This is a genomic window from Streptomyces sp. NPDC088354 (assembly GCF_044753585.1).
Lineage (GTDB): Bacteria > Actinomycetota > Actinomycetes > Streptomycetales > Streptomycetaceae > Actinacidiphila.
Genome location: NZ_JBIVNJ010000016.1, coordinates 114,455 through 138,434 on the forward strand (window position 1 = coordinate 114,455; position 23,980 = coordinate 138,434).

Annotated in this window: 20 protein-coding genes and 1 riboswitch; of the genes, 12 read left to right on the top strand and 8 right to left on the bottom strand. The window is 72.2% G+C overall.

The features are described from left to right. Positions 1-31 precede the first annotated feature (31 nt). The 4 genes from rlmN to ACIP98_RS23500 all read left to right on the top strand — a co-directional run bounded on the left by rlmN (position 32) and on the right by ACIP98_RS23500 (position 5,106). The gene (rlmN, locus tag ACIP98_RS23485; protein ID WP_319659698.1) at positions 32-1,138 is read left to right on the top strand and encodes a 23S rRNA (adenine(2503)-C(2))-methyltransferase RlmN; all 1,107 of its coding nucleotides are present in this window, start codon (positions 32-34) and stop codon (positions 1,136-1,138) included. Between the two features lie 73 nt (positions 1,139-1,211). Beyond that, positions 1,212-1,316: riboswitch (TPP riboswitch) on the top strand. Continuing rightward, positions 1,308-2,387, top strand: coding sequence for a thiamine ABC transporter substrate binding subunit (locus tag ACIP98_RS23490; protein WP_401977778.1), 1,080 nt, complete (start codon positions 1,308-1,310; stop codon positions 2,385-2,387). It overlaps the preceding riboswitch by 9 nt. A gap of 14 nt (positions 2,388-2,401) precedes the next feature. Next, a complete protein-coding gene (locus ACIP98_RS23495) occupies positions 2,402-4,078 on the top strand; it encodes an ABC transporter permease (protein ID WP_401977779.1) in 1,677 nt (558 codons plus the stop codon). Continuing rightward, positions 4,078-5,106 (top strand): ABC transporter ATP-binding protein, encoded by a 1,029-nt coding sequence (locus tag ACIP98_RS23500; RefSeq protein ID WP_401977781.1) that lies wholly within the window; start codon positions 4,078-4,080, stop codon positions 5,104-5,106. Before ACIP98_RS23495 ends, ACIP98_RS23500 begins: the two co-directional genes overlap by 1 nt. 178 nt (positions 5,107-5,284) lie before the next feature. Here ACIP98_RS23500 and ACIP98_RS23505 read toward each other — a convergent pair whose 3' ends face one another. The 5 genes from ACIP98_RS23505 to ACIP98_RS23525 all read right to left on the bottom strand — a co-directional run bounded on the left by ACIP98_RS23505 (position 5,285) and on the right by ACIP98_RS23525 (position 10,479). Continuing rightward, a complete protein-coding gene (locus tag ACIP98_RS23505; RefSeq protein ID WP_401977783.1) occupies positions 5,285-6,412 on the bottom strand; it encodes an LOG family protein in 1,128 nt (375 codons plus the stop codon). Positions 6,413-6,542: 130 nt separating this feature from the next. Next, on the bottom strand, positions 6,543-7,697 hold the full coding sequence (locus ACIP98_RS23510; protein WP_401977785.1) for a hypothetical protein: 1,155 nt from the start codon (positions 7,695-7,697) through the stop codon (positions 6,543-6,545). Continuing rightward, positions 7,679-8,404, bottom strand: coding sequence for an ATP-binding cassette domain-containing protein (locus ACIP98_RS23515; RefSeq protein WP_319659693.1), 726 nt, complete (start codon positions 8,402-8,404; stop codon positions 7,679-7,681). Before ACIP98_RS23515 ends, ACIP98_RS23510 begins: the two co-directional genes overlap by 19 nt. Before the next feature lie 222 nt (positions 8,405-8,626). After that, positions 8,627-9,988: an aspartate aminotransferase family protein gene (locus ACIP98_RS23520; protein WP_401977787.1), complete on the bottom strand. Its 1,362-nt coding sequence runs from the start codon at positions 9,986-9,988 to the stop codon at positions 8,627-8,629. A 2-nt stretch (positions 9,989-9,990) separates the two neighbouring features. Continuing rightward, positions 9,991-10,479, bottom strand: a complete 489-nt coding sequence (locus ACIP98_RS23525; protein WP_319659691.1) for an Lrp/AsnC family transcriptional regulator — start codon at positions 10,477-10,479, stop codon at positions 9,991-9,993. Between the two features lie 178 nt (positions 10,480-10,657). On the opposite strand from ACIP98_RS23525, the gene ACIP98_RS23530 reads away from it, so the two are divergent. Together ACIP98_RS23530 and ACIP98_RS23535 are read left to right on the top strand one after the other, a co-directional pair. Next, positions 10,658-12,109, top strand: coding sequence for a gamma-aminobutyraldehyde dehydrogenase (locus ACIP98_RS23530; protein WP_401977789.1), 1,452 nt, complete (start codon positions 10,658-10,660; stop codon positions 12,107-12,109). 84 nt (positions 12,110-12,193) lie between these two features. Next, positions 12,194-12,718, top strand: a complete 525-nt coding sequence (locus ACIP98_RS23535) for a hypothetical protein (RefSeq protein WP_319659689.1) — start codon at positions 12,194-12,196, stop codon at positions 12,716-12,718. A 28-nt stretch (positions 12,719-12,746) separates the two neighbouring features. Here the strand turns inward: ACIP98_RS23535 and ACIP98_RS23540 are convergent, their stop codons facing one another. Further along, positions 12,747-13,430 (bottom strand): glycerophosphodiester phosphodiesterase, encoded by a 684-nt coding sequence (locus tag ACIP98_RS23540; RefSeq protein WP_401977791.1) that lies wholly within the window; start codon positions 13,428-13,430, stop codon positions 12,747-12,749. Next, on the bottom strand, positions 13,418-14,452 hold the full coding sequence (locus ACIP98_RS23545; protein ID WP_319659687.1) for an adenosine deaminase: 1,035 nt from the start codon (positions 14,450-14,452) through the stop codon (positions 13,418-13,420). The genes ACIP98_RS23540 and ACIP98_RS23545 overlap by 13 nt, the downstream gene beginning before the upstream one ends. 113 nt (positions 14,453-14,565) lie before the next feature. Here ACIP98_RS23545 and ACIP98_RS23550 point away from each other — a divergent pair, with 113 nt between their 5' ends. Then, positions 14,566-16,152, top strand: a complete 1,587-nt coding sequence (locus ACIP98_RS23550; protein ID WP_401977793.1) for a hypothetical protein — start codon at positions 14,566-14,568, stop codon at positions 16,150-16,152. A 1-nt stretch (position 16,153) separates the two neighbouring features. Here the strand turns inward: ACIP98_RS23550 and ACIP98_RS23555 are convergent, their stop codons facing one another. Then, positions 16,154-17,848 (bottom strand): PucR family transcriptional regulator, encoded by a 1,695-nt coding sequence (locus ACIP98_RS23555; RefSeq protein WP_401977795.1) that lies wholly within the window; start codon positions 17,846-17,848, stop codon positions 16,154-16,156. 312 nt (positions 17,849-18,160) lie between these two features. On the opposite strand from ACIP98_RS23555, the gene ACIP98_RS23560 reads away from it, so the two are divergent. The 5 genes from ACIP98_RS23560 to ACIP98_RS23580 all read left to right on the top strand — a co-directional run bounded on the left by ACIP98_RS23560 (position 18,161) and on the right by ACIP98_RS23580 (position 23,934). After that, positions 18,161-19,678, top strand: a complete 1,518-nt coding sequence (locus ACIP98_RS23560) for a gamma-aminobutyraldehyde dehydrogenase (RefSeq protein ID WP_319659684.1) — start codon at positions 18,161-18,163, stop codon at positions 19,676-19,678. Positions 19,679-19,759: 81 nt separating this feature from the next. Then, positions 19,760-20,989: a spermidine/putrescine ABC transporter substrate-binding protein gene (locus ACIP98_RS23565; protein ID WP_319659683.1), complete on the top strand. Its 1,230-nt coding sequence runs from the start codon at positions 19,760-19,762 to the stop codon at positions 20,987-20,989. Positions 20,990-21,017: 28 nt separating this feature from the next. Beyond that, positions 21,018-22,199, top strand: coding sequence for an ABC transporter ATP-binding protein (locus tag ACIP98_RS23570; RefSeq protein ID WP_319659682.1), 1,182 nt, complete (start codon positions 21,018-21,020; stop codon positions 22,197-22,199). Continuing rightward, positions 22,199-23,134, top strand: coding sequence for an ABC transporter permease (locus ACIP98_RS23575; protein WP_319659681.1), 936 nt, complete (start codon positions 22,199-22,201; stop codon positions 23,132-23,134). Before ACIP98_RS23570 ends, ACIP98_RS23575 begins: the two co-directional genes overlap by 1 nt. Continuing rightward, positions 23,134-23,934, top strand: coding sequence for an ABC transporter permease (locus ACIP98_RS23580; protein ID WP_319659680.1), 801 nt, complete (start codon positions 23,134-23,136; stop codon positions 23,932-23,934). The genes ACIP98_RS23575 and ACIP98_RS23580 overlap by 1 nt, the downstream gene beginning before the upstream one ends. Positions 23,935-23,980: the final 46 nt, after the last annotated feature.

The following is a 23,980-nucleotide window of genomic DNA, read 5'->3' on the forward strand; positions in this document are numbered from 1 at the left end:
GCCCCAAACGATCTGCGACACTGGACGCACCATGCCTGCACCCGGAGAACTCACCTTCGTCGCGCCGCGCGCCGCCAAGAAGCCGCCGCGGCACCTTGCCGACCTCACGCCCGACGAGCGGCGGGAGGTGGTCGCGGAGCTGGGGGAGAAGCCGTTCCGGGCCAAGCAGCTGTCGCAGCACTACTTCGCGCGGTACACGGACGATCCGGCCGCGTGGACGGACATTCCGGCGGCGGCGCGCGGGAAGCTGGCGGAAGGGCTGCTGCCGGACCTGATGTCGGTCGTGCGGCACAGCAGCACGGACAACGACACGACGCGCAAGACGCTGTGGCGGCTGTTCGACGGGACGCTGGTCGAGTCGGTGCTGATGCGCTACCCGGACCGCGTGACGATGTGCATCAGCTCCCAGGCCGGTTGCGGCATGAACTGCCCGTTCTGCGCGACCGGGCAGGCCGGGCTGGACCGGAACCTGTCCACCGGCGAGATCGTGCACCAGATCGTGGCGGGCATGCGCGCGCTGCGCGACGGGGAGATCCCGGGCGGGCCGGCGCGGCTGTCGAACATCGTCTTCATGGGCATGGGCGAGCCGCTGGCGAACTACAAGCGGGTGGTGGGTGCCATCCGCCGGCTGACCGACCCCGAGCCGGACGGGCTGGGGCTGTCGCAGCGCGGCATCACCGTCTCCACGGTCGGCCTGGTGCCGGCGATGCTCCGGTTCGCGGACGAGGGCTTCAAGTGCCGTCTCGCGGTGTCGCTGCACGCGCCCGACGACGAGCTCCGCGACACCCTGGTGCCGGTGAACACGCGCTGGAAGGTGCGTGAGGTGCTGGACGCCGCATGGCACTACGCGGACGTGTCCGGGCGGCGCGTCTCCATCGAGTACGCGCTGATCCGGGACATCAACGACCAGGCCTGGCGCGCCGATCTGCTGGGCCGGCTGCTCAAGGGCAAGCGCGTGCACGTCAACCTGATCCCGCTCAACCCGACGCCGGGCTCGAAGTGGACGGCGTCGCGGCCCGAGGACGAGCGGGCGTTCGTCGCGGCGCTGGAGGCGCACGGCGTGCCGGTGACCGTGCGGGACACCCGGGGTCAGGAGATCGACGGGGCCTGCGGGCAGCTGGCGGCTTCCGAGCGCTGAGAGGCGCTTGCTAGGGTGGCGGTCGATTGCGGCGGTTTGCCGTGAACGGCCCTGAACGGTCGGTCGACAAGAGAACATCCGACAGGGGAGCGCACACAGCGCTGAGAGTGCGGCACGGCCGCAGACCCTCGAACCTGATCCGGGTCATACCGGCGTAGGGAGTCACTTGATGAGCACCATCCGTCGGCGTGCCGCCGGCACCGCCCTCGTCGTCGCGCTGGGCGCGGCGTCCCTCGCGGCCTGCGGCGGAGGCGACGATGACGCCTCCCGCGGCGGTTCCAAGACCGTCACTCTGGTCAGCCACGACTCCTTCGCCGCCTCGAAGGCCGTGCTGAAGGCCTTCACCCAGCAGACCGGTTACACGGTGAAGGTCCTGCGCGGCGGCGACGCGGGCGCGGCGGTCAACCAGGCCGTCCTCTCCAAGGGCAACCCGCAGGGCGACGTCTTCTTCGGCGTCGACAACACCCTGCTCTCCCGCGCCCTGGACAACGGCCTGTTCACGCCGTACGAGGCGAAGGACCTGGACAAGGTCCCCGCCGCCCTCCAGCTCGACGGCGCCGAGCACCGGGTCACGCCCGTCGACTTCGGCGACGTGTGCGTCAACTACGACCGCGCCTGGTTCGCCGCGCACAAGGTGCCCGTCCCGCAGACCTTCGACGACCTGGTCAAGCCGGCGTACAAGGACCTGCTGGTCACGGAGAACGCCGCGACCTCCTCCCCGGGGCTGGCCTTCCTGCTGGCGACCACCGCGAAGTACGGCGACGGGGGCTGGCAGGACTACTGGACCAAGCTCAAGGCCAACGGCGTCCAGGTCGTCGACGGCTGGGAGCAGGCCTACTACGACGACTTCTCGGGCGCCGGCGGCGGCAAGGGCGACAAGCCGCTGGTCGTGTCGTACGCGTCCAGCCCGCCCGCCGAGGTGCTCGCGCTCAAGGAGCAGCCCAAGGAGAGCCCGACCGGCGTGGCGACGGCCACCTGCTTCCGGCAGATCGAGTTCGCCGGGCTGCTGGACGGTGCGAAGAACACCGAGGGCGGCAAGGCGCTCGTCGACTTCCTGCTGAGCCGCACCTTCCAGGAGGACATGCCGCTCAGCATGTTCGTCAACCCCGTCCGGGACGATGCGAAGCTGCCCGAGGTCTTCACCAAGTACGCGCCGGTGATCAGCGGTTCCGCCACCGTCGAGCCGAAGAGGATCGCGGCGAACCGTGAGCAGTGGGTCAAGACGTGGTCCTCGCTCGTGCTGAAGTGACCGGAACGAGCCCGATGCGTACGGCCGCCCTGCGGCCGTACGCCGTGCGGCTCGGCCTGATGGCGCTGCCGGCCGCCTTCTTCGCGGTGTTCTTCGGCTATCCGGTCGCCGCCATCGTCACCCGCGGGCTCCGCGAGGGCGGCCGGTGGCGGCTCGGCCGGTTCGCCGACGTGCTGGGCGACCCCGACATCCTGCACGTGCTGTGGTTCACCTGCTGGCAGGCCGCGGCCTCGACCGCGCTCACCCTGGCGATCGCCCTGCCCGGCGCCTATGTGTTCGCGCGCTTCGACTTCCCAGGGCGGCAACTGCTGCGCGCGGTGGTGACCGTGCCCTTCGTACTGCCGACGGTGGTCGTCGGCTCGGCGTTCCTGGCGCTGCTGGGCCGGGGCGGGCTGCTGGACGAGCTGTGGGGGGTGCGCCTGGACACCACGGTGTGGGCGATCCTGCTGGCGCACGTCTTCTTCAACTACGCCGTGGTCGTACGGACCGTGGGCGGCCTGTGGTCGCAGCTCGACCCGCGGCAGGAGGAGGCCGCGCGGGTGCTGGGCGCCGGGCGGTCGGCGGCGTGGCGGCGCGTGACGCTGCCCGCGCTCGCGCCGTCCGTGGCGGCGGCCGCGGTCATGGTGTTCCTCTTCACCTTCACCTCCTTCGGGGTCGTGCAGATCCTCGGCGGGCCCACCTACTCCACCCTGGAGGTGGAGATCTACCGGGAGACCGCCCAGCTGCTGGACCTGCCGACGGCCGCCGTGCTGACGATCGTCCAGTTCGCCGCCGTCGTCGGGATCCTGGCCGTGCACGCCCGGACCGTACGCCGCCGCGAGAGCGCGCTGCGCCTGGTCGACCCGGCCGGAACGGCGCGGCGGCCGCGCGGCGCGGGCGAGTGGGCGCTGCTGACCGGGACGCTCGCAGTGGCCGCGCTGCTGATCCTGGTGCCGCTCGGCGTGCTGGTCGAACGGTCGCTGGACGGCCCCGACGGCTACGGCCTGGACTTCTACCGCGCGCTCGGCTCGGCGGGCGCGGGCGGCGGCACCTTCGGGGTCGCGCCGGTGGGCGCGGTGTGGAACTCACTGGAGTACGCCGCCGCGGCGACCGGGATCGCCCTGGTCATCGGCGGTCTGGCGGCGGCCGCGCTCACCCGGCGCGCCGGCCGGCTCGTCCGCGGCTTCGACGCACTGCTCATGCTGCCGCTGGGCACCTCCGCCGTCACCATCGGCTTCGGTTTCCTGATCACCCTCGACGAGCCCCCGCTGGACCTGCGGTCCTCGTGGATCCTGGTACCGCTCGCCCAGGCGCTGGTCGGTGTGCCCTTCGTGGTGCGCACCATGCTGCCGGTACTGCGTGCCGTGGACGAGCGGCTGCGCGAGGCGGCCGCGGTGCTCGGCGCGTCGCCGCTGCGCGCGTGGCGCGAGGTGGACCTGCCGCTCGTGCGGCGGTCCCTGCTGGTGGCGGCGGGCTTCGCTTTCGCCGTCTCCCTGGGCGAGTTCGGGGCGACGGTCTTCATCGCGCGGCCCGACAACCCCACACTGCCGGTCGCGGTGGCCCGGCTGCTGGGCCGGGCCGGCGAGCTCAACCACGGGCAGGCGATGGCGCTGAGCACCGTGCTGATGCTGGTGTGCGCGGGCGCGCTGCTGGCGCTGGAACGTATCCGCATTCAGGGCGTGCACGGCGCCGACGGTTCGGGGGAGTTCTGATGGCCCTGCTGCAACTGGACGGCGCCACGGTGCGCTTCGGCGGACGGGCCGCCCTGGACGCCGTGGACCTGGAGGTGGCCGAGCACGAGACGGTGTGCGTGCTGGGGCCCAGCGGCGGCGGCAAATCCACGATGCTGCGCGCCGTGGCCGGCCTGCAGCCGCTCGACGCCGGGCGCGTACTGCTCGGCGGCCGCGACCAGACGGGCGTACCGGTGCACCGGCGCGGGGTCGGCCTGATGTTCCAGGACCACCAGCTCTTCCCGCAGCACGACGTCGCGGGCAACGTCGGCTTCGGCCTGCGCATGCGCGGCGCGCGACGGGCCGAACGAGAGCGCGCCGTGGGGGAGTTGCTGGAGTTGGTCGGGCTCCCCGGCGCGCAGCGGCGCGCCGTGGCGTCCCTGTCCGGCGGTGAGCAGCAGCGGGTCGCGCTGGCCCGCGCGCTCGCGCCCGAGCCGCGACTGCTCATGCTGGACGAGCCGCTCGGTCAGCTCGACCGCGGGCTGCGTGAACGCCTCGTGGTCGAACTGCGCGAACTCTTCCGCCGGCTGGGCACGACCGTGCTCGCCGTCACCCACGACCAGGGCGAGGCCTTCGCGCTCGCCGACCGCGTCGTCGTCATGCGCGACGGGCGTGTCGAACAGGCCGGCACGCCGCTGGAGGTCTGGCGGCGGCCCGCGTCGGAGTTCGTGGCCCGCTTCCTCGGGTTCGGCAACGTGCCGGCCGCGACCGTCACCGGCGACGCCGCCGCCACCCCCTGGGGCGAGATCCCCGTCCCGCCCGGGTCACCGCAGGGGCCCGGCCGGCTCCTGGTGCGCCCCGCCGCGGTGCGGCTCGTACCCGCCGAACAGGGGCTGCCCTGCACGGTGGTCGCCCGCACCTTCCGCGGCGACCAGGTCACCCTCGTGCTGGAGCCCGCCGGCGGGCCGCGCCTGGAGGCCTCGTGCGCCCTGCGCGACGCGCCCGCCGAGGGGGAGACGGTCGGCGTCGCCTTCGCCGCCGACGAGGTCGTGGTCCTCGGGGCCTCCTGAGGTCCGGGCGGCGCCTCCGGTAGCACGCCCCCGCGTTCGCGCACCGGCCTGGCGGACGCCTCGGTCGGCGCACAGTGGTGGTCGTCTGCGGCGCCGTGAGCGCGTTCCGGCTGCCGACCCGGTCCACGTCCGACCGGGGAAGTCCCGGCCCCCGCACCGCGAGGGCCGGGACGCCGGTCTACTGGGCCGCGTCCGCCGACAGGCGTGCCAGCGCCCTGGGGGCGTCCTCGATGGAGTCCACCAGGGCGATGCGCGGCGCCATGCTGCGGCCCTCGGCGAGGGACTGGAGGAGGGGCCAGGCCGGGAGACGGGTCGTCCAGTGCTCCTCGTCGACCAGCACCATGGGGCGCGGGGCGCCGTTCGACTCGTAGTAGTTGGGCGTGGTGTTGTCGAAGATCTCCTGCACGGTGCCGGCCGCGCCCGGGAGGAAGACCACGCCCGCGGTGCAGCGGGCCAGCAGGCCGTCCTCGCGGGTGGCGTTGGCGAAGTACTTGGCGATGTGCGCGGCGAAGGCGTTCGGCGGCTCGTGACCGTAGAACCAGGTCGGCACGCCGACGGACGCGCCGCCACCGGGGTAGCGGTCGCGCACGGCGAAGACGGCGCGGGCCCAGTCGGTGATGGAGGGCCGGAAGGAGGGGACCTGCGCGAGCGTGTCCAGCGCGTCCTTGAGCATCGCGTCGTCGAAGGGAGCGGCGTACGCCCCGAGGTTGGCCGCCTCCATGGCGCCGGGGCCGCCGCCGGTGGCCACCGTCAGGCCCTCGCGGGCCAGCGCACGGCCGAGGCGGGCCGCGCCCGCGTAGGCGTCGGTGCCGCGGGCCATGGCGTGGCCGCCCATGACACCGACGACACGGGCCCCGGTGAGGAGTTCGTCGAAGGCGTCGGAGACGGCGTCGTCGTGGATGCTGCGGAGCATCGAGCCGAAGATGTCGCCTGTGGCGCGGGTGCGCAGGAACCACTGGTACGCGTGCGCGTCGGGCGTCGCGTCGTACCCGTCGGGGCCGGTCAGGCCCTCGTACAGGGCGTCCGGGGTGTAGAGCGAGCCCCGGTACGGGTCGAAGGGCAGCTCAGGGACGGGCGGGAAGACCAGGGCGCCCGTGGCGCGGACGTGCGCGGCGGCCTCCGGCTCCATAGGGCACCCCAGGAACACGGCCTCGGCGGTGTCCGCGGAGAGCAGGGCGAAGGTACGGGTCGTCAGATCGACCGACTGCACGCGGTGTCCGCGCAGGGAGCCCGACGCGGCGACGCGGTCGAACTCGTCCAGGGTCTCGATCTCGATGTCGCGGGGCGGCTGTTGCACGCCCGCCACGATAGCGAGCGCCCGCGGGCGGGTCCGTCGCGGGTCGCACGATCGGGGGATGAGGGGCGCCCGGTTCGAGGAGGGGAATCGGGCGCCCCGGTCCATCGCGGGGCCCGGACGGTGCCGGGCCCGGGGCCCACTACGGCAGCGGGAGGGCGCCGAGGTGGGAGACCAGCCAGGTGACCGGGGCCACCAGGACGAGCGCGGTGGTCGTACGCAGGGTGGCGGCGGACCGCAGCAGGGAGGCGGGCGCGCCGAGGCGGGTGAGGGCCGACGTCGAGGGGCGCCGGGCCCGCTTGGCGTCGACGGTCGCGGTGAGCGCGGTGGCGGCGGCCGCGACCGCGACCAGCGTGGCGCCGAGGACGGTCAGCGGGCCGAGCGGCTCGGCGCCCGCGTCGAGCCGGGCCGTCGTGGCCAGCCCGGCGGCGCACACCGCGCAGAGCACACCGAGGGGCCGTCCGACGCGGGGGGCCTCCTCCTGCAGGGCGCGCCCGGCGAGCAGGCGCAGCGCGGTCGGACGGCAGGAGGCCAGGAGGCGGCCGCACTCGTGGAGCAGACCCGGCATGGCCAGGACCAGGCCGATGGCGATGAGGATCCAGCCGCCCGCGACGGCCGGGGCGACCCCGCCGAGGCCGCCGGGCAGCGGGAAGAGGGTGCCGGTCGCGGTCCTGCGCGCGTCGTGGGCGGCGGTGATCTCGATGGCCAGGCCGATCGTGGTGAGCGCCGCACCCCAGGGCAGTCCGGTGGGCGGCGTGCGGACGACCGTCTCGTCGGTGGCCGCCGCGCGCGCCGCCCGCAGGCAGTACGCGGTCGCCACGGCGGAGACCACCGGCACCAGGGCGAGCAGCGTGAGCGCGCCCACCACCGGCAGCGGGCGGTCCGCGCCGAGCGGTCCGGCGGCGGCGCCGCTCAGTGGCGAGCCGGGCAGGTCGCCGCGCAGGTGGAGGAAGGCCAGCAGCGCGAGCAGGACTCCGAGCCCGGTGCTGAGCGCCGTGCTCGCCGCCCCCAGGAGGGGCAGCCCGTGCCGCCCGAGCCCGGCCGCGGACAGGCCGGCGTGCAGGCGCCCGCTGGGCTCCGTCCGCGCCACGAACACCGACAGGTGGACGGTGGCGGCGAACGGCACGGCGCACCACGCGAGCCGGATCAGCCCGCGGGCGGTGTCCCCGGTGTGGGTCAGGGCGTGGCCCAGGGTGGCGAGCAGCAGGAAACCGGTGCCCGCGGCCGCCGCCACGACCAGCAGCCGGCGTGCGAGGACGTCCGGCCGCGAGCCGAGCGCTACACGGAGGCTGAGCACGAGTCGGCGCCCTCCCGGTCCTGCTGCGGCATGCCCGCGACGGGGCGTCCGTCGATGAGGGTGACGACCCGGTCGGCGAGCGAGACGACCTCGGGTTCGTTGGACGCCAGGACGACCGTGATGCCGTGCGAGCGCGCGGCGCTGGTCAGCATGCGCAGCACCTGGGAGCGGTCGGCGCGGTGCAGCGGGGCGGTCGGTTCGTCCGCGAACACCACGGCGGGCCGGTTGACCAGGGCCCGGGCGATCGCCACGCGCTGGCGTTCGGCCTGGAGCAACTGGCCGGGGCGCTTGCGAGCGGCGCCGCCGATGTCGAGGCGGTCCAGCCAGTCCTGGGCGGCGGCGCGGGCGGTGCGGTAGGGGATGCCGGCCAGCAGCAGCGGCAGCGCGGCGTTCTCACGGACCGTCAGTTCGGGCAGCAGTTGCGGGGTGCTCTCGACCCAGCCGAACCGCTCGCGGCGCAGCCGTTCGCGCGCGGCGCTGCCGAGGGTGTGCACGGGTGCGCTGTTGAACCACACCTCGCCCTGCTCCGGCAGCAGTTCGCCGGACAGGCAGCGCAGCAGAGTCGTCTTCCCGGCGCCGTGCGGGCCGAGGATGCCGAGGATCTCGCCCTCCCGCACGCCCAGGGACACACCGAGCAGGGCGGGTGAGCGGTCGTGCGTGTGGCGCAGGCCGCGGGCCCACAGCACGTCGTTGTCGGGTGGGTTCACGTTGGCCTCTAACGAACGCGGGGAGTCCGGGTCACTGGGGCACGCTACGCGCCCGGGGCCCCCGCGCCGCGGTTGCCGTGGGGCATCCGGCGCGCGGCCACCCGTGCGGCCTAGCTGTTGTGACCCGGCGGGCTTGCGGCGAGAAGGCCGAAGGAGCCCCCGGCCGGTGTCCGCACACCGGCCGGGGGCTCCTTCGGAGGCGAACCGGCCCCCGGCGCGACGTCAGAGCTTGGTCCAGGCCTCCGTCAGCACCGTGCGCAGAACGCCCTCGATCTCGTCGAAGGTCGACTGGTCGGCGATCAGCGGCGGGGCCAGCTGGACGACCGGGTCACCGCGGTCGTCGGCGCGGCAGTAGAGGCCGTTCTCGAAGAGCGCCTTGCTGAGGAAGCCGTACAGGACGCGCTCGGTCTCCTCGTCGGTGAAGGTCTCCTTGGTGGCCTTGTCCTTGACCAGTTCGATGCCGTAGAAGAAGCCGTTGCCGCGGACGTCGCCGACGATCGGCAGGTCGTGGAGCTTCTCCAGGGTGGCGCGGAAGGCGCCCTCGTTGTCGAGCACGTGCTGGTTGAGCTGCTCGCGCTCGAAGATGTCGAAGTTGGCCAGCGCGACCGCGGACGACACCGGGTGGCCGCCGAAGGTGTAGCCGTGCAGGAAGGTGTTCTCACCCTTGTAGAAGGGCTCGGCGATGCGGTCGGAGATGATGCACGCGCCGATGGGGGAGTAGCCCGACGTCATGCCCTTGGCGCAGGTGATCATGTCCGGGACGTAGCCGAACTTGTCGCACGCGAACATGGTGCCGAGCCGCCCGAAGGCGCAGATGACCTCGTCGGAGACGAGCAGCACGTCGTACTGGTCGCAGATCTCGCGGACCCGCTGGAAGTAGCCGGGCGGCGGCGGGAAGCAGCCGCCGGCGTTCTGCACGGGCTCCAGGAAGACGGCCGCGACGGTGTCGGGGCCCTCGAAGAGGATCTGCTGCTCGATCTGGTCGGCCGCCCAGCGGCCGAAGGCCTCGGGGTCGTCGCCGAAGATCGGGGCGCGGTAGATGTTGGTGTTGGGCACCTTGAACGCGCCGGGGACCAGCGGCTCGAAGGGGGCCTTCAGGCCCGGCAGGCCCGTGATGGACAGGGCGCCCTGCGGGGTGCCGTGGTAGGCGACGGCGCGCGAGATGACCTTGTACTTGGTCGGCTTGCCCTTGAGCTTGAAGTACTGCTTGGCCAGCTTCCAGGCGGTCTCGACCGCCTCACCGCCGCCGGTGGTGAAGAAGACCTTGTTCAGGTCGCCGGGGGCGTAGTTCGCCAGCCGCTCGGCCAGCTCCACGGCCTTGGGGTGGGCGTAGCTCCAGACCGGGAAGAAGGCCAGCTCCTGGGCCTGCTTGTAGGCGGTCTCGGCGAGTTCGGCCCGGCCGTGACCGGCGTTGACCACGAACAGGCCCGCGAGCCCGTCGAGGTACCGCTTGCCCTTGTCGTCGTAGATGTACGTGCCCTCGCCGCGCACGATGGTCGGCACAGGGGCGTTCTCGTACGACGACATGCGGGTGAAGTGCATCCACAGGTGGTCGTACGCGGTCTTGGAAAGGTCCGCGCTCATGGCTATCTGGTTCCCCAGGTGTAGGTCTGCTTCCGGAGCTTGAGGTAGACGAAGCTCTCGGTGGACCGCACGCCGGGCAGCGTGCGGATCCGCTTGTTGATCATCTCCAGGAGATGGTCGTCGTCCTCGCAGACGATCTCGATCAGCAGATCGAAGGAGCCGGCGGTGACGACGACGTACTCGACCTCCGTCATCGAGGCGAGCGCGTCGGCGACGGGTTCGATGTCGCCGTCGACGTTGATGCCGACCATCGCCTGCCGCCGGAATCCCACGGTGAGCGGGTCGGTGACGGCGACGATCTGCATGACGCCCTGGTCGAGCAGCTTCTGGACGCGCTGCCGCACCGCCGCCTCGGACAGGCCAACGGCCTTGCCGATGGCGGCGTACGGACGCCTGCCGTCCTCCTGGAGCTGTTCGATGATCGCCTTGGAGACGGAGTCGATCACAAAGGCGCCGTTGGCGCCCCTGGGATCCGGAGTACGAGTGGCCACGGACCACACTGTGCATGAGAGGTCAGCAGTCGCGCAACCCCTGATCAATGAAATCCGCAGTTTTGGAGCTCTAAACGCGCGGAATCCATTGTCGCGGAGTTTCGGCTATGTCGAATACGGCAGTGGTGTGGGTACTCTGGGGGCGTCTCACACATCGGACAGGACAGGGAGAGGTGCAGTGAGCGAGCTCCGTATCTTGCGCAACTACATCAACGGAGAATTCCGCGACGCCGCAGACGGGCGCACCACGGACGTGGTGAACCCGGTCACCGGCGAGGCCTATGCGACCGCCCCGCTGTCCGGTGCCGCCGACGTCGACGCCGCCATGGCGGCGGCCGCGGCCGCCTTCCCGGTCTGGCGCGACAAGACGCCCTCCGAGCGCCAGAAGGCGCTGCTGAAGATCGCCGACGCCTTCGAGGCGCGCGCCGACGAGCTGGTGGCCGTCGAGAGCGAGAACACCGGCAAGCCGATCGGGCTGACCGCGAGCGAGGAAATCCCGCCGATGGTCGACCAGATCCGCTTCTTCGCAGGCGCCGCCCGCATGCTGGAGGGCCGCTCCGCCGGCGAGTACATGGACGGGATGACCTCCATCGTCCGCCGTGAGCCGGTCGGCGTCTGCGCCCAGGTGGCGCCGTGGAACTACCCGATGATGATGGCCGTGTGGAAGTTCGCCCCGGCGATCGCCGCGGGCAACACCGTCGTCCTGAAGCCCTCGGACACCACTCCCGCCTCGACCGTGCTGATCGCCGAGATCATCGGCGGCGTCCTCGCCGAACTGGACCTGCCCAAGGGCATCTTCAACGTCGTCTGCGGCGACCGCGACACCGGCCGGCTGATGGTCGAGCACGCCACCCCCGCCATGGCCTCCATCACCGGCTCCGTACGGGCCGGCATGCAGGTCGCGGCCAGCGCCGCCAAGGACGTCAAGCGGGTCCACCTGGAGCTGGGCGGCAAGGCCCCGGTCGTGGTCTTCCAGGACACCGACATCGCCAAGGCCGTCGAGGACATCGCCGTCGCCGGCTACTTCAACGCCGGCCAGGACTGCACCGCCGCCACCCGCGTGCTCGTCCACGAGTCCATCCACGACGAGTTCGTCGCCCAGCTCGCCAAGGCCGCCGCCGACACCAAGACCGGCGCCCCGGACGACGAGGACGTGCTCTACGGCCCGCTCAACAACGCCAACCAGCTCGCCCAGGTCACCGGCTTCATCGAGCGCCTGCCCGCGCACGCCAAGGTCGAGACCGGCGGCCACCGGGTCGGCGACAAGGGCTACTTCTACGCCCCGACCGTGGTGTCCGGCCTCAAGCAGGACGACGAGATCATCCAGAACGAGGTCTTCGGCCCGGTCATCACCGTCCAGTCCTTCACCGACGAGGACCAGGCCGTCACCTGGGCCAACGGCGTCGACTACGCGCTGGCGTCCTCGGTGTGGACCAAGGACCACGCACGCGCGATGCGCATGTCCAAGCGCCTCGACTTCGGCTGCGTGTGGATCAACACGCACATCCCGCTGGTCGCCGAGATGCCGCACGGCGGCTTCAAGAAGTCCGGCTACGGCAAGGACCTGTCGGGCTACGGCTTCGAGGACTACACCCGCGTCAAGCACGTCATGACCTCGCTGGACGGCTGACCCCGCCGCCCCCCGCGGGCACAGCGCCGGCCCCGGGCACCCCCTGTGCCCGGGGCCGTGGCATGTCCGCGTACGCTCCGGATCATGGAGGAACGAAGAGCGCTCGAACAGCGCATCCGCGGGTGGCTGGTCGTCTTTGTGGTGTGCCTGGTGCTGAGCGGTGTGACGGCGTTCCCGCTGGTCCACGAGGTGCGCTGGGTGGACGGATGGGGTCTGCCCGGGTTCGTGGGCGACTGGATCTCCCACGTGCGGGAAGGGGCGGACGCCACCGACGCCCAGTACCCGTTCCTGTTCTACGGAACGGACTGGCTCGCCTTCGCCCACCTGGTGATCGCCGTCGCCTTCTACGGTGTCTGGCGCGACGCGGTGCGCAACATCTGGATCGTGGAGTGGGCCATGATCGCGTGCGCCGGGGTCATCCCGCTCGCCGCGATCTGCATCCCGATCCGGGGCCTGCCGCTGTGGTGGATGCCGGTCGACATGGCGTTCGGCGTGTTCGGTGTCGTCCCGCTGCTGATCCTGCGCCGCATGATCAAGCGGCTGGAGGCGATGCCGGCGGCGACCGCCGCCCCGGCTGAGCCGGTGTCAGGCGCGGGCGCCGCGGCCTGAGGCGGCCGTGCCGGGCGCGCGCCCGCCGTCAGGGCCGGGCGGGAGGGGCCGGCCGGCCGCCGAGCTCGCCGAGCAGCACCTCGATGCGGTTGGAGGTGATGGCGTCCACGCCCAGCCGCTCCAGCCGGCGCATCGTACGCCGCAGGTCCGCCGTCCACGCCCCCACCAGCAGGCCCTCGCCGCGCGCCCAGGCCACCAGGGGGCTGCGCACCAGGCCGAAGCGCAGATTGATCCACCGCGGCCGCAACTCCGTGAGCAGCAGCGGGGGTACCGGTGCCGCGGTCTTCCAGGTCAGCGCGATCTCCGCGGCCGGGTCGCGGTCCCGGACCGCGAGCATCGCCGCGGCCTCGCCGCAGTAGTACGTCCGGTCCTCCGCCCCCGCGTCCCGCACCGCGGCCAGCACCGCGGGCGCCGACTCGGGCACGGTCATGTCGACCAGCGCCCGGCAGCCCTCCACGGCGCCCAGTGCCTCGTACAGCGTCGGGACCCCCGGCGGCAGGGCGGCCGACGGCAGCTCCGCGAGGGCGGCGTCCAGGCCCCACAGCCGCGTCAGGGTGGGATCGTGCAGCAGCACCGGCACGCCGTCACGGGTCACCCGCACGTCCACCTCCACCGCGTCCGCCCCCGCGCGCAGCGCGCTGCGCAGCGAGGGCAGGGTGTTCTCGCGGTGGCGGTACGGGTCGCCGCGATGGGCGACGGCTAGCGCTGCCATCCGGCCAGGTGTGCGTCGATCTCGGCGGACAGCCGGGCCTTGCCGTCGGTGTCGAGGAAGGACGCCTCGACGGCGTTCCTGGCCAGCGCGGCCACGCCCGCCTCGTCCAGCTCCAGCAGACGGGCGGCGACCGCGTATTCGGAGTTCAGGTCGGTGCCGAACATCGGCGGGTCGTCGCTGTTGATCGTGACCAGCACGCCCGCGGCGGCCATCTGCTTGATCGGGTGCTCGTCGAGCGTGGCCACCGCGCGGGTGGCGATGTTGGAGGTCGGGCAGACCTCCAGCGGGATGCGGTGCTCGGCCAAGTGCTCCAGCAGCCGCGGGTCCTGAGTGGCGCTGGTGCCGTGGCCGATCCGCTCGGCGCCCAGCTCGTTCAGCGCGTCCCAGATGGTCTGCGGGCCGGTGGTCTCGCCCGCGTGCGGCACGCTGTGCAGGCCGGCCGCGCGGGCACGGTCGAAGTACGGCTTGAACTGCGGGCGGGGCACGCCGATCTCCGGGCCGCCGAGGCCGAAGCTCACCAGGCCCTCCGGGCGCAGTTCGGTGGCGATGCGCGCGGTCTCCTCCGCGGAGGCCAGGCCGGCCTCGCCGGGGATGTCGAAGCACCAGCGCAGCACGATGCCGAGCTCCTTCTCGGCCGCCGTGCGCGCGTCCTCGATGGCCTCCACGAACGCCCGGTCCGGGATGCCGCGCCGCACCGAGCTGTACGGGGTCACGGTCAGCTCGGCGTAGCGGATGTTCTGCCGTGCCATGTCCCGGGCGACCTCGTACGTGAGCAGGCGCACGTCCTCCGCGTCGCGGATCAGGTCGACGACGGACAGGTAGACCTCGATGAAGTGCGCGAAGTCCCGGAAGCTGAAGTACTCGGCGAGTGCGGCGGGGTCGGAGGGCACCTTCGAATCCGGGTGCCGCGCTGCCAGCTCGGCGACGATGCGGGGCGAGGCGGAACCCACGTGGTGGACGTGGAGTTCGGCCTTCGGCAGCCCCGCGATGAAGGCGTCGAGGGCGGGCGCGGTGTCGGACATGCGGTGATCCTCCTGAGGCTCGGCGGCAACGGCCATGGTAGACGCGAAATTGTTGCGGTCCGCAGTCTTCGCAGGCCATAGCATTGCCCGACGTAGCCAGGAGGAAGCCAGCGATGTCCGACGACCGCGACACCCCGGGGCCCCACGACGCCTCCCCCGCCAGACCCCCCGTCCCGCCGCCGGACGACACCCCCGACGACCGCACCCGCGCCTTCCGCCGGTCCCCGGCGGACGCGCCCGAGGACGCGGCGGCCGCCGCTGCGGCTCCGGAAGGTGACGACGCGGTGGAGACCGTCCCCGCGGCCGCCGAACCGGTCGAGGACACGGCACCGGCCGACGCCGCCCCGGACGAGGACGTCCGTACCCGGACGTTCGGCACGGTGAAGCCCGACGCGCCGGTGGCGCCCGTACCGCCGCCCGCGCCGGAGCCGGTGACGGTGCCGGCGGACGGGGCCGGGTCCGTGGCGACGCCGGACGGGGACGTCCCTGTGCGGGAGTTCGGGGCGGTGCCGCCGCAGGTGCCGGAACCGGAGCGACCGGCGGACCACCGGGCCGCCGAGGTGGCGCGGGATCCGTGGGCGGCGCCGGTGTCCGGGTCCGGATACGGCGCCGCACCGCAGCCGCAGCCGCAGGGGAATCCGTGGGCGCCGCCGCAGCCGGCCCCGTGGGGGTATCCCGCGGCCGCCGTGCCGCCTCAGGCGCAGGCGGACTCCCCGGCGCCGGGGGACCCGTGGGTCCCGCCGCCCATACCGCAGGCGCCCGGTGTGGAGATGACGAAGCGGCCGGTGCCCGCCGACGCTCCGGCGCCGCAGCCGCAGACCCAGGCACCGACCCAGCCGTACCCGTACAGCCCGTGGGGTGCCGTTCCCCCGCAGGGGCAGCATCCGGGGTACCCCGGTTACCCGGGCTACCCCGGCTACCCCGGATACCCCGAGAACCCGGGCTACCCGGGACTCCCCCATTACCCCGGGGGCCCGTACGGGGCCTGGGGGCAGCCCGCGCCGCGCAACGGGTTCGGGGTCACCGCGATGGTGCTCGGCATCATCGGCACCATCCTCGGCATCGCGTGCTTCGGGGCGTTCCTCGGCCTTCCGATGGGGCTGGCCGCGCTCGCCTTCGGCATCGTGGGGCTGCGCATCGCGGGCCGCGGCGAGGCGACCAACCGCGGCCAGGCGCTCACCGGCCTGATCCTCGGCATCCTGTCCGTGGTGGTCTCCGGCGCGATGATCGCGCTGGTGGTCGGCGGGATCAACGGCGGCTGGTTCGACCCGGCGGACGACGAGCTCATCAGTGCGGACGGCGCCGAGTACGGCATGCCGGCGGACGCCGAGAGCCCCGTGACCTACGACGACGGCGTGGTGGTGACCGTCTCCGCCGCGCGGGTGGCCGACGACGTGCCCGCGGGGGCGGCCTCCGACGGCACCGCGGTGACGTTCACCGTGACCGTGGAGAACACCGGCGACGGGACCGCCGACACATCCGAATCCGAGGCCAACGCCTATGCCGAGGAGGAGGACGAGGACACCCTGGAGGACGTCTCGCAGAGCGGCCTGCTGCCAGGGGAACTGCGCTCCGGTGCGACGTCGTCGTCCGAGGTCACCGTGATCGTGCCGGACGACGACCCGGACGGCAGGTTCCAGGTCGAGATCGCCCCGGGCTTCGCCTACGACTACACCTACTGGGAGTTGTCGCTGCCGTGACCTACCGCCGCACCGCCTCCAGCGCGAGCAGCGCCACGTGCAGCGACAGGCAGGACTCCACCTGGTCCAGGTCGACGCCGAGGACGCGCTCGACGCGGTGCAGCCGGTCGTAGAAGGACGGCCGTGACAGGTGCGCGGCGTCCGCCGCCGCGGACTTGTTGCGGCCGCTCTCCAGGTAGACGGCGAGGATGCGCACCAGGTCCGTGCCGTGCTCGGCGTCGTGTGCCAGCAACGGGCCGAGTTCGCGCTCGACGTAGGTCTGCAGGCGGGCGTCGTCGCGCAGCAGGTGCAGGAGCCCGCGCAGCCGCACGTCCGGCAGTCGGTAGTAGGCCCGCCCGCCGCCCGCCGCCCGTGTGTCGGAGGGCTGCGCCCTGCCCCCCTCCTTCCGGGCCCCGTGCAGCGCGGCGTCCGCGACCTGGGCGGCCTCCAGCAGGGTCCGGCGGGCGTCGCGCAGCGATCCGACGGACGAGCCGGCGGCCATGACGAAGGCGGGGCCGCCGTCCGGGGCGGTCTCGGTGAGCCGGGTGAGCGCCGCGGCGAAGCCCTCCAGCGCGGTGTGCTCGTCGTCGGTGGGGCCGAGGGAGACCAGGACGCCGACCGCGCCGTCGTCGAGGGCGCCGGTGAGCGCGGTGAGTCCGCGGTCGCGCACGGCCTGGGCGGCGGTCTCGGTGAAGTCCCGCAGCCTGGCCTGCGCCTCCAGTGCCGCGGCGACGCCCGCGCCGCGCAGCCGCAGCATGACGCCCACGAGCCGGCGCCCTTCCAGGGGCACGCCGATCGCCCGGGCGCGCAGGGCGACGTCGGAGACGGTGAGGGCGTGGGTGAGGACTCCGGACAGCAGTGTGCGGTGGGTCTGTCGCTCCAGCGATTCGCGGTCGCGTTCCAGCAGGCGGTTCAGGGCCAGGGTGGCGGCGCCGCGTTCCAGGAGGACAGTGTGCGGGTGCGGGCGTGCGTCGGGCGCGGCCGCGGAGTCCGGCACGGGTTCGCCGACGACGACCAGCCGCCCCCAGTCGCGGCCGCGGGCGCCGACGCCGGTGACCAGCCAGCCGGTGCGGGGGTCGTGGCCGGTGCGGCCGGCCGGGGCGACGCCGCGGCTGCGGCGTTCCCAGCCGTCGAGCAGCGCCTGCGGGTCGTGCCCGGCCGGGTCGAAGGCGAGCACTTGGTGGGAGAGGTTCTCCAGGACGACGGGCGCGCCCGCGATGCGCGCGACCTCGCGGACGATCTCGTCGGCCTCGGCGCCCTCGACGGACAGCTCGTTGAAGGTCTGGTGGACTGCCTCGGAGGCCCGCAACTCGCTGAGCTGGGCGTCCACGACGTGCGCGTGCACGGCCTCGGTGACGGCGACGAACCGCACCTCGTTGCGGAGCGCGACGAGCGTCAGCCCGCGCCGTTCGGCGGCCCGCACCAGGGGCCGCGGCAGGGTGTCGGCGTACCGGCGGCCGAGTTCGACGACCAGACCCGCGGCGCCGACGTCGGCGAGGTCGTCGATGTACCGGGCCAGCGGCTCCTTGTCGTCGGGGAGCATGACACCCGTGGTCAGCACCAGTTCGCCGCCGTGCAGCATGCCGGCGATGTCGGCGAGCTCGCTGACGTGCACCCAGCGCACCGGCCGGTTGAGCCCCTCCGCGCCGGCGACGACCTGCGGCGACCCGCGCCGGAGCGCGTCGAGCTGCAGGACCTCGGCGACGGTGGGGAACACGGTGCGACCTCCGGGGGAGGGACGGGCGGGTCGGACGGTCGGGCGGGCAAGGCCGCGGGCGGCACCGCCACCGTAGCCCGCAGGGTGTAAGGGCGGCCGGGGCACGGCATGCGATGTGTCGGTTGCCGGGCGCGGGCCGCTTTCGGCATTGTCCACCGTGGCGATCCGCTGATCGTCGCCGGTTAAGACAGATTTCGTCGCGTAACCAAAAGGCAACAACGGAATCACTTGTTGGGGCGAGCCTACTCTGTCAGGATCGTCCACCAATCCAGGCTTTGGCCACGCAGCCCGAGCGGATCCGAGGAGAAGACGATGGCCCTCAGTGCGCATGGCGCGTTCGATGTGCAGGAACGGTTCGCCGAGGGGGCCCAGTACATCGCCGGAGGACTCCGCCCCGGCACGTCGGGCCAGGACCACACCGTGACCGACCCCGCCACCGGCGAGGCCGTGCACCGGTACGCGCTGGCCGGCACCGCTGACGTGGACGCGGCCGTCGCCGCCGCCAAGGCCGCCCTCCCCGGCTGGGCGGGCGCCACCCCCGGCGCCCGCTCCGACGCCATGCACCGTTTCGCGGCCGTGCTGACCGAACGGGCGGCGGAGTTCGCCTGGGCCGAGTCCCTGCAGTGCGGCAAGCCGCTGCGGCTGACCACCGAGTTCGACGTCCCCGGCACGATCGACAACACCGCCTTCTTCGCCGGGGCCGCCCGCCACCTGGAGGGCAGGGCCGCGGGCGAGTACTCCGGCGACCACACGTCCTACGTGCGCCGCGAGCCGGTCGGTGTCGTCGGCTCCGTCGCGCCCTGGAACTACCCGCTGCAGATGGCCGCCTGGAAGATCCTGCCGGCCATCGCCGCGGGCAACACCATCGTGCTCAAGCCCGCCGAGCTGACGCCGCTGACCTCGCTGATGTTCGCCCAGGCGGCGGGCGAGGCCGGCATCCCGGACGGCGTGGTCAACATCGTCGCCGGTGCCGGCCGGCCCGCGGGGGAGCACCTGGTGGGCCACCCCGACGTCGCGATGACCTCCTTCACCGGCTCCACCGCCGTCGGCAGGCGCGTCGCCGAGATCGCGACCGCCACGGTCAAGCGCCTGCACCTGGAGCTCGGGGGCAAGGCGCCGTTCGTCGTCTTCGACGACGCCGACCTGGAGGCGGCCGTGCACGGCGCCGTCGCCGGTGCCCTGATCAACACCGGTCAGGACTGCACGGCGGCGACCCGCGCCTATGTGCAGCGCCCGCTGTACGACGCCTTCGTCACCTCGGTCGCCGACCTCTTCGCCGGCATCCGCGTGGGCGACCCCTTCGACGCCAAGACCGACCTCGGGCCGCTGATCTCGCACGCCCAGCGCGACCGTGTCGCCGGTTTCGTGGAGCGCGCCCGCTCCTACGCCACCGTCGTCACCGGCGGCGAGGCCCCCGCGGCCCCGGGCGCCTTCTACCGGCCGACGCTGATCACCGGCGCCGCCCAGGACAGCGAGATCGTCCAGTCCGAGATCTTCGGTCCGGTACTGGTCGTGCTGCCGTTCGACAGCGATGATGAGGGTCTGGACCTGGCCAACGACACGCCGTACGGCCTGGCGGCGTCCGCCTGGACCCGGGACGTCTTCCGCGCCGGCCGCGCCACCCGCGAGATCAAGGCGGGGTGCGTCTGGGTGAACGACCACATCCCGATCATCAGCGAGATGCCGCACGGCGGCGCCAAGGCCTCCGGCTACGGCAAGGACATGTCCGCGTACTCCTTCGACGAGTACACCCAGGTCAAGCACGTGATGTACGACAACACCGCGGTGGCCCGCAAGGAGTGGCACCGCACCGTCTTCGGCGACCGCTGACCCGGCCGCCCCCCGGACCGCCCCCACCGGCCCGTACGCCCGTCCGTCCCACGCAATACCGCCCCTGGAGGCAGCACCGCCATGGAGATGTTCGAGGGTCTGTCCGAGCCCGTGCGCAACGCGTGGGAACGCAGCCTGACCAGCGGGAGGGCCTCGCTCAGCCGGCGCCGGGTGCTCGGCGCCGGTCTCGGTGTCGCGGGCGCCGGGGCGCTGAGCGCGTGCGGCATCCCGGCCGCCACCAACAACCAGGGCGGGGTCAAGAGCGACGACCTGTCCGACAAGGACAAGTCGCTGGTCTTCTCCAACTGGCAGCTCTACATCGACATGAGCGACGACGAGAAGCACATGCCGACCCTGGAGGCCTTCGAGAAGAAGACCGGGATCAAGGTCAAGTACACCGACGACATCACCGACAACGTCGAGTTCTTCGCCAAGATCAAGCCGCAGCTCGCGGCCGGTCAGTCCACCGGCCGCGACCTGGTCGTCCTCACCGACTGGATGGCCGCCCGGATGATCCGCCTGGGCTGGGCCCAGCCGCTGGACCCCACCTACCTGCCGAACGCCTACACCAACCTGGAGCAGCGTTTCCGCAACCCCGACTGGGACCCCGGGCGCGCCCACTCCTACCCCTGGCAGGGCATCGCCACGGTCATCGCGTACAACGAGAAGGCCACCAAGGGGAAGAAGGTCGCCAGCGTCTCCCAGCTGCTGGACGACCCCGCGCTCAAGGGCCGGGTCGCGATGCTGAGCGAGATGCGCGACACCATCGGCATGACGCTGCTGGACCTCGGCAAGAAGCCGGAGTCCTTCACCGCCGACGACTTCGACGCCGCCGTGGCCAGGGTTCAGAAGGCCGTGGACAGCAAGCAGATCCGCCAGTTCACCGGCAACGAGTACACCGACGGCCTGGCCTCGGGGAACATCGCGGCGTGCGTGGCCTGGGCCGGTGACCTGGTCCAGCTGCAGGCCGACAACCCCGAGATCAAGTTCGTGATCCCCGACGTCGGCTACATCTACTCGACGGACAACATGCTGGTCCCGGCGGGCTCCAAGCACCGCAAGAACGCCGAGCGGCTCATGGACTGGTACTACCAGCCCGCGATCGCCGCCGAACTGTCGGCATGGGTCAACTACATCACGCCCTGCGCCGGCGTGTACGAGGAGCTGCTCAAGATCGACAAGGACGTGGCCGGCAACCCGCTGATCATCCCCAATGAGGAGATGAAGGCGAAGGCCCATCCCTTCCGGTCCCTCTCCGCCGACGAGGAGACCGCCTTCGAGGGCAAGTTCGCCAAGCTCATCGGCGCCTGACCGGCCACGCAGACAGGGATCTGACGACATGACCCAGCAGACCGCACCGCTCACCGACGGACCGGCCGGCCCCGGCGGCCCCGCCGGCGGCGCCGTGACACTGACCGGCCTCGGCAAGACCTACGGCGACTTCACCGCTGTGCACCCGCTCGACCTGACCATCCCGGAAGGCTCCTTCTTCGCCCTGCTCGGCGCCTCCGGCTGCGGCAAGACCACCACCTTGCGCATGGTCGCCGGACTGGAGGACCCGACTTCCGGCAGCGTCCGGATCGGTGACCAGGACGTCACCGGACTGCCGCCCTACAAGCGCCCGGTGAACACCGTCTTCCAGAACTACGCGCTCTTCCCGCACCTGGACATCTACGAGAACGTCGCCTTCGGCCTGCGCCGCCGCGGCATCAAGTCCGTCAAGGGCCAGGTCGGGGACATGCTCGACCTCGTCGAGCTGGGCCACCTCGCCCGCCGCAAGCCGCACCAGCTCTCCGGCGGCCAGCAGCAGCGCGTCGCCGTCGCCCGCGCCCTGATCAACCACCCCAAGGTGCTGCTGCTCGACGAGCCGCTGGGCGCCCTGGACCTGAAGCTGCGCCGCCAGATGCAACTGGAGCTCAAGCGCATCCAGACCGAGGTCGGCATCACCTTCGTGCACGTCACGCACGACCAGGAGGAGGCCATGACCATGGCCGACACCATCGCGGTGATGAACGCCGGCCGCATCGAGCAACTCGGCGCCCCCACCGACCTGTACGAGAACCCGCGCACCACCTTCGTCGCCAACTTCCTCGGCCAGTCCAACCTGATCGAGGCCCAGGTGTCCGGCACCAGCGGCGACGACCTGCTGCTCAGCGTCGGCGACCGGCGGCTGGTCATGCCCGCCGCGCGCTGCGCCGCCAAGAGCGCGCAGACCGGCGACAAGGTCCTCGCCGGGGTGCGGCCCGAGAAGATCACCATCGTGCACGCCGACGACGCCGGTGACATCCCCGGCGGCCGCAACTCGATGACCGGCCGGATCGTGGACGCCAGCTTCATCGGGGTCTCCACCCAGTACGTCGTCAACAGCCCCTGGTGCCCCGAACTCGCCGTCTTCGCGCAGAACGTGGAACGCGACGGCCGCCTGGTGCCCGGCGCCGACGTCGTCCTGCACTGGAGCCCGGCCCACACCTTCGGCCTCGACGCCGCCCAGGACATCGAGGCCGGGGAGGTCAGCGCGTAATGGCCGCCCTCTCCCCGGCGCCCGCGGGCGCGCCCGCGCAGACCACGCCGGCGCCGCCCGGCGCGGCCGCCAGACGCCGCAAACTCGTGCCGTACTGGCTGCTGCTGCCCGGCATCCTGTGGCTGCTGGTCTTCTTCGTCGCCCCGATGGTCTACCAGGCCTCGACCTCCGTGCAGACCGGCTCCCTGGAGACCGGCTACCGGGTCACCTGGCACTTCGCGACCTACTGGGACGCGTTCAAGGAATACGACGTCTTCTACCTGCGGTCGCTGATCTACGCGGGCATCGCCACCGTGCTGTGCCTGGCGATCGGCTACCCGCTCGCCTACACCATCGCCTTCAAGGCCGGCCGCTGGCGCAACGTGCTGCTGGTGATGGTCATCGCGCCCTTCTTCACCAGCTTCCTGATCCGCACCCTGGCGTGGAAGACGATCCTGGCCGACGACGGCGTCGTGGTCTCGGCGCTGGACAAGCTCCACATCCTGAACGTCACTGCCGCGCTCGGCCTGACCGCCGACGACCGCGTACTGGCCACCCCGCTGGCCGTGGTGTGCGGTCTGACGTACAACTTCCTGCCCTTCATGATCCTGCCGCTCTACACGTCGCTGGAGCGCATCGACCCGCGGCTGCACGAGGCGGCCGGCGACCTGTACGCCCGCCCCTTCACCACCTTCCGCAAGGTGACGTTCCCGATCTCGCTGCCCGGCGTCGTGGCCGGCACGCTCCTCACCTTCATCCCGGCCTCCGGCGACTACATCAACGCCGAACTGCTGGGCAGCCCGAGCGAGCAGATGATCGGCAACGTCATCCAGTCGAAGTTCCTGACGGTGCTCGACTACCCGACGGCCGCCGCGCTGTCGTTCATGCTCATGGCCGTGATCCTGGTGATCGTCTCGGTGTACATCCGCAAGGCGGGAACGGAGGAACTGGTCTGATGCCCGTTCTCACCTGGGTGCGCCGCCACCTGGTCGTCTTCGCGGGAGTCGCCGCCCTGGCGTACATGATCCTCCCCAACGTCGTCGTCCTGATCTTCTCCTTCAACCAGCCCAAGGGCCGCTTCAACTACTCCTGGAACCACTTCTCGCTCGACGCCTGGCAGAACCCCTGCGGCGTCGGCGACATGTGCGACTCGGTGTCGCTGTCCCTGGAGATCGCCGTCCTCGCCACGATCGGCGCCACGGTCCTCGGCACCATGGTCGCCTTCGCGCTCGCCCGCCACCGCTTCCGCGGCCGCGGACCGGTCACCGGGCTGATCTGGCTGCCGATGGCGATGCCCGAGATCGTCATGGGCGCCTCGCTCGGCACCCTCTTCCTCAACATGCGCATCCAGTTCGGCTTCTGGACCATCCTCATCGCGCACATCATGTTCTGCCTCAGCTTCGTGGTGACGGCGGTCAAGGCGCGCGTGATGAGCATGGACCCCCGGCTGGAGCAGGCCGCCCAGGACCTCTACGCCACACCGTGGTCCACGTTCTGGCGGATCACCTTCCCGATCGCCGCGCCCGGCATCGCGGCCGGCGCCCTGCTCAGCTTCGCCATCTCCATCGACGACTTCATCATCACGCAGTTCAACGCGGGACCCACCACGGTCACCTTCCCGATGTTCGTCTGGGGTGCCGCCCAGAAGGGACTGCCCGTCCAGGTCAACGTCATCGGCACGCTGATGTTCGTGGTGGCCGTGCTCTGCGTCGTCGTCGGACAGCTGCTCGGGCGCCGCAGGAAAGCCCATACGTAGACCGGACACGACACGTTCCGGTCCCGACCCCGCATCCCCAAAGGTG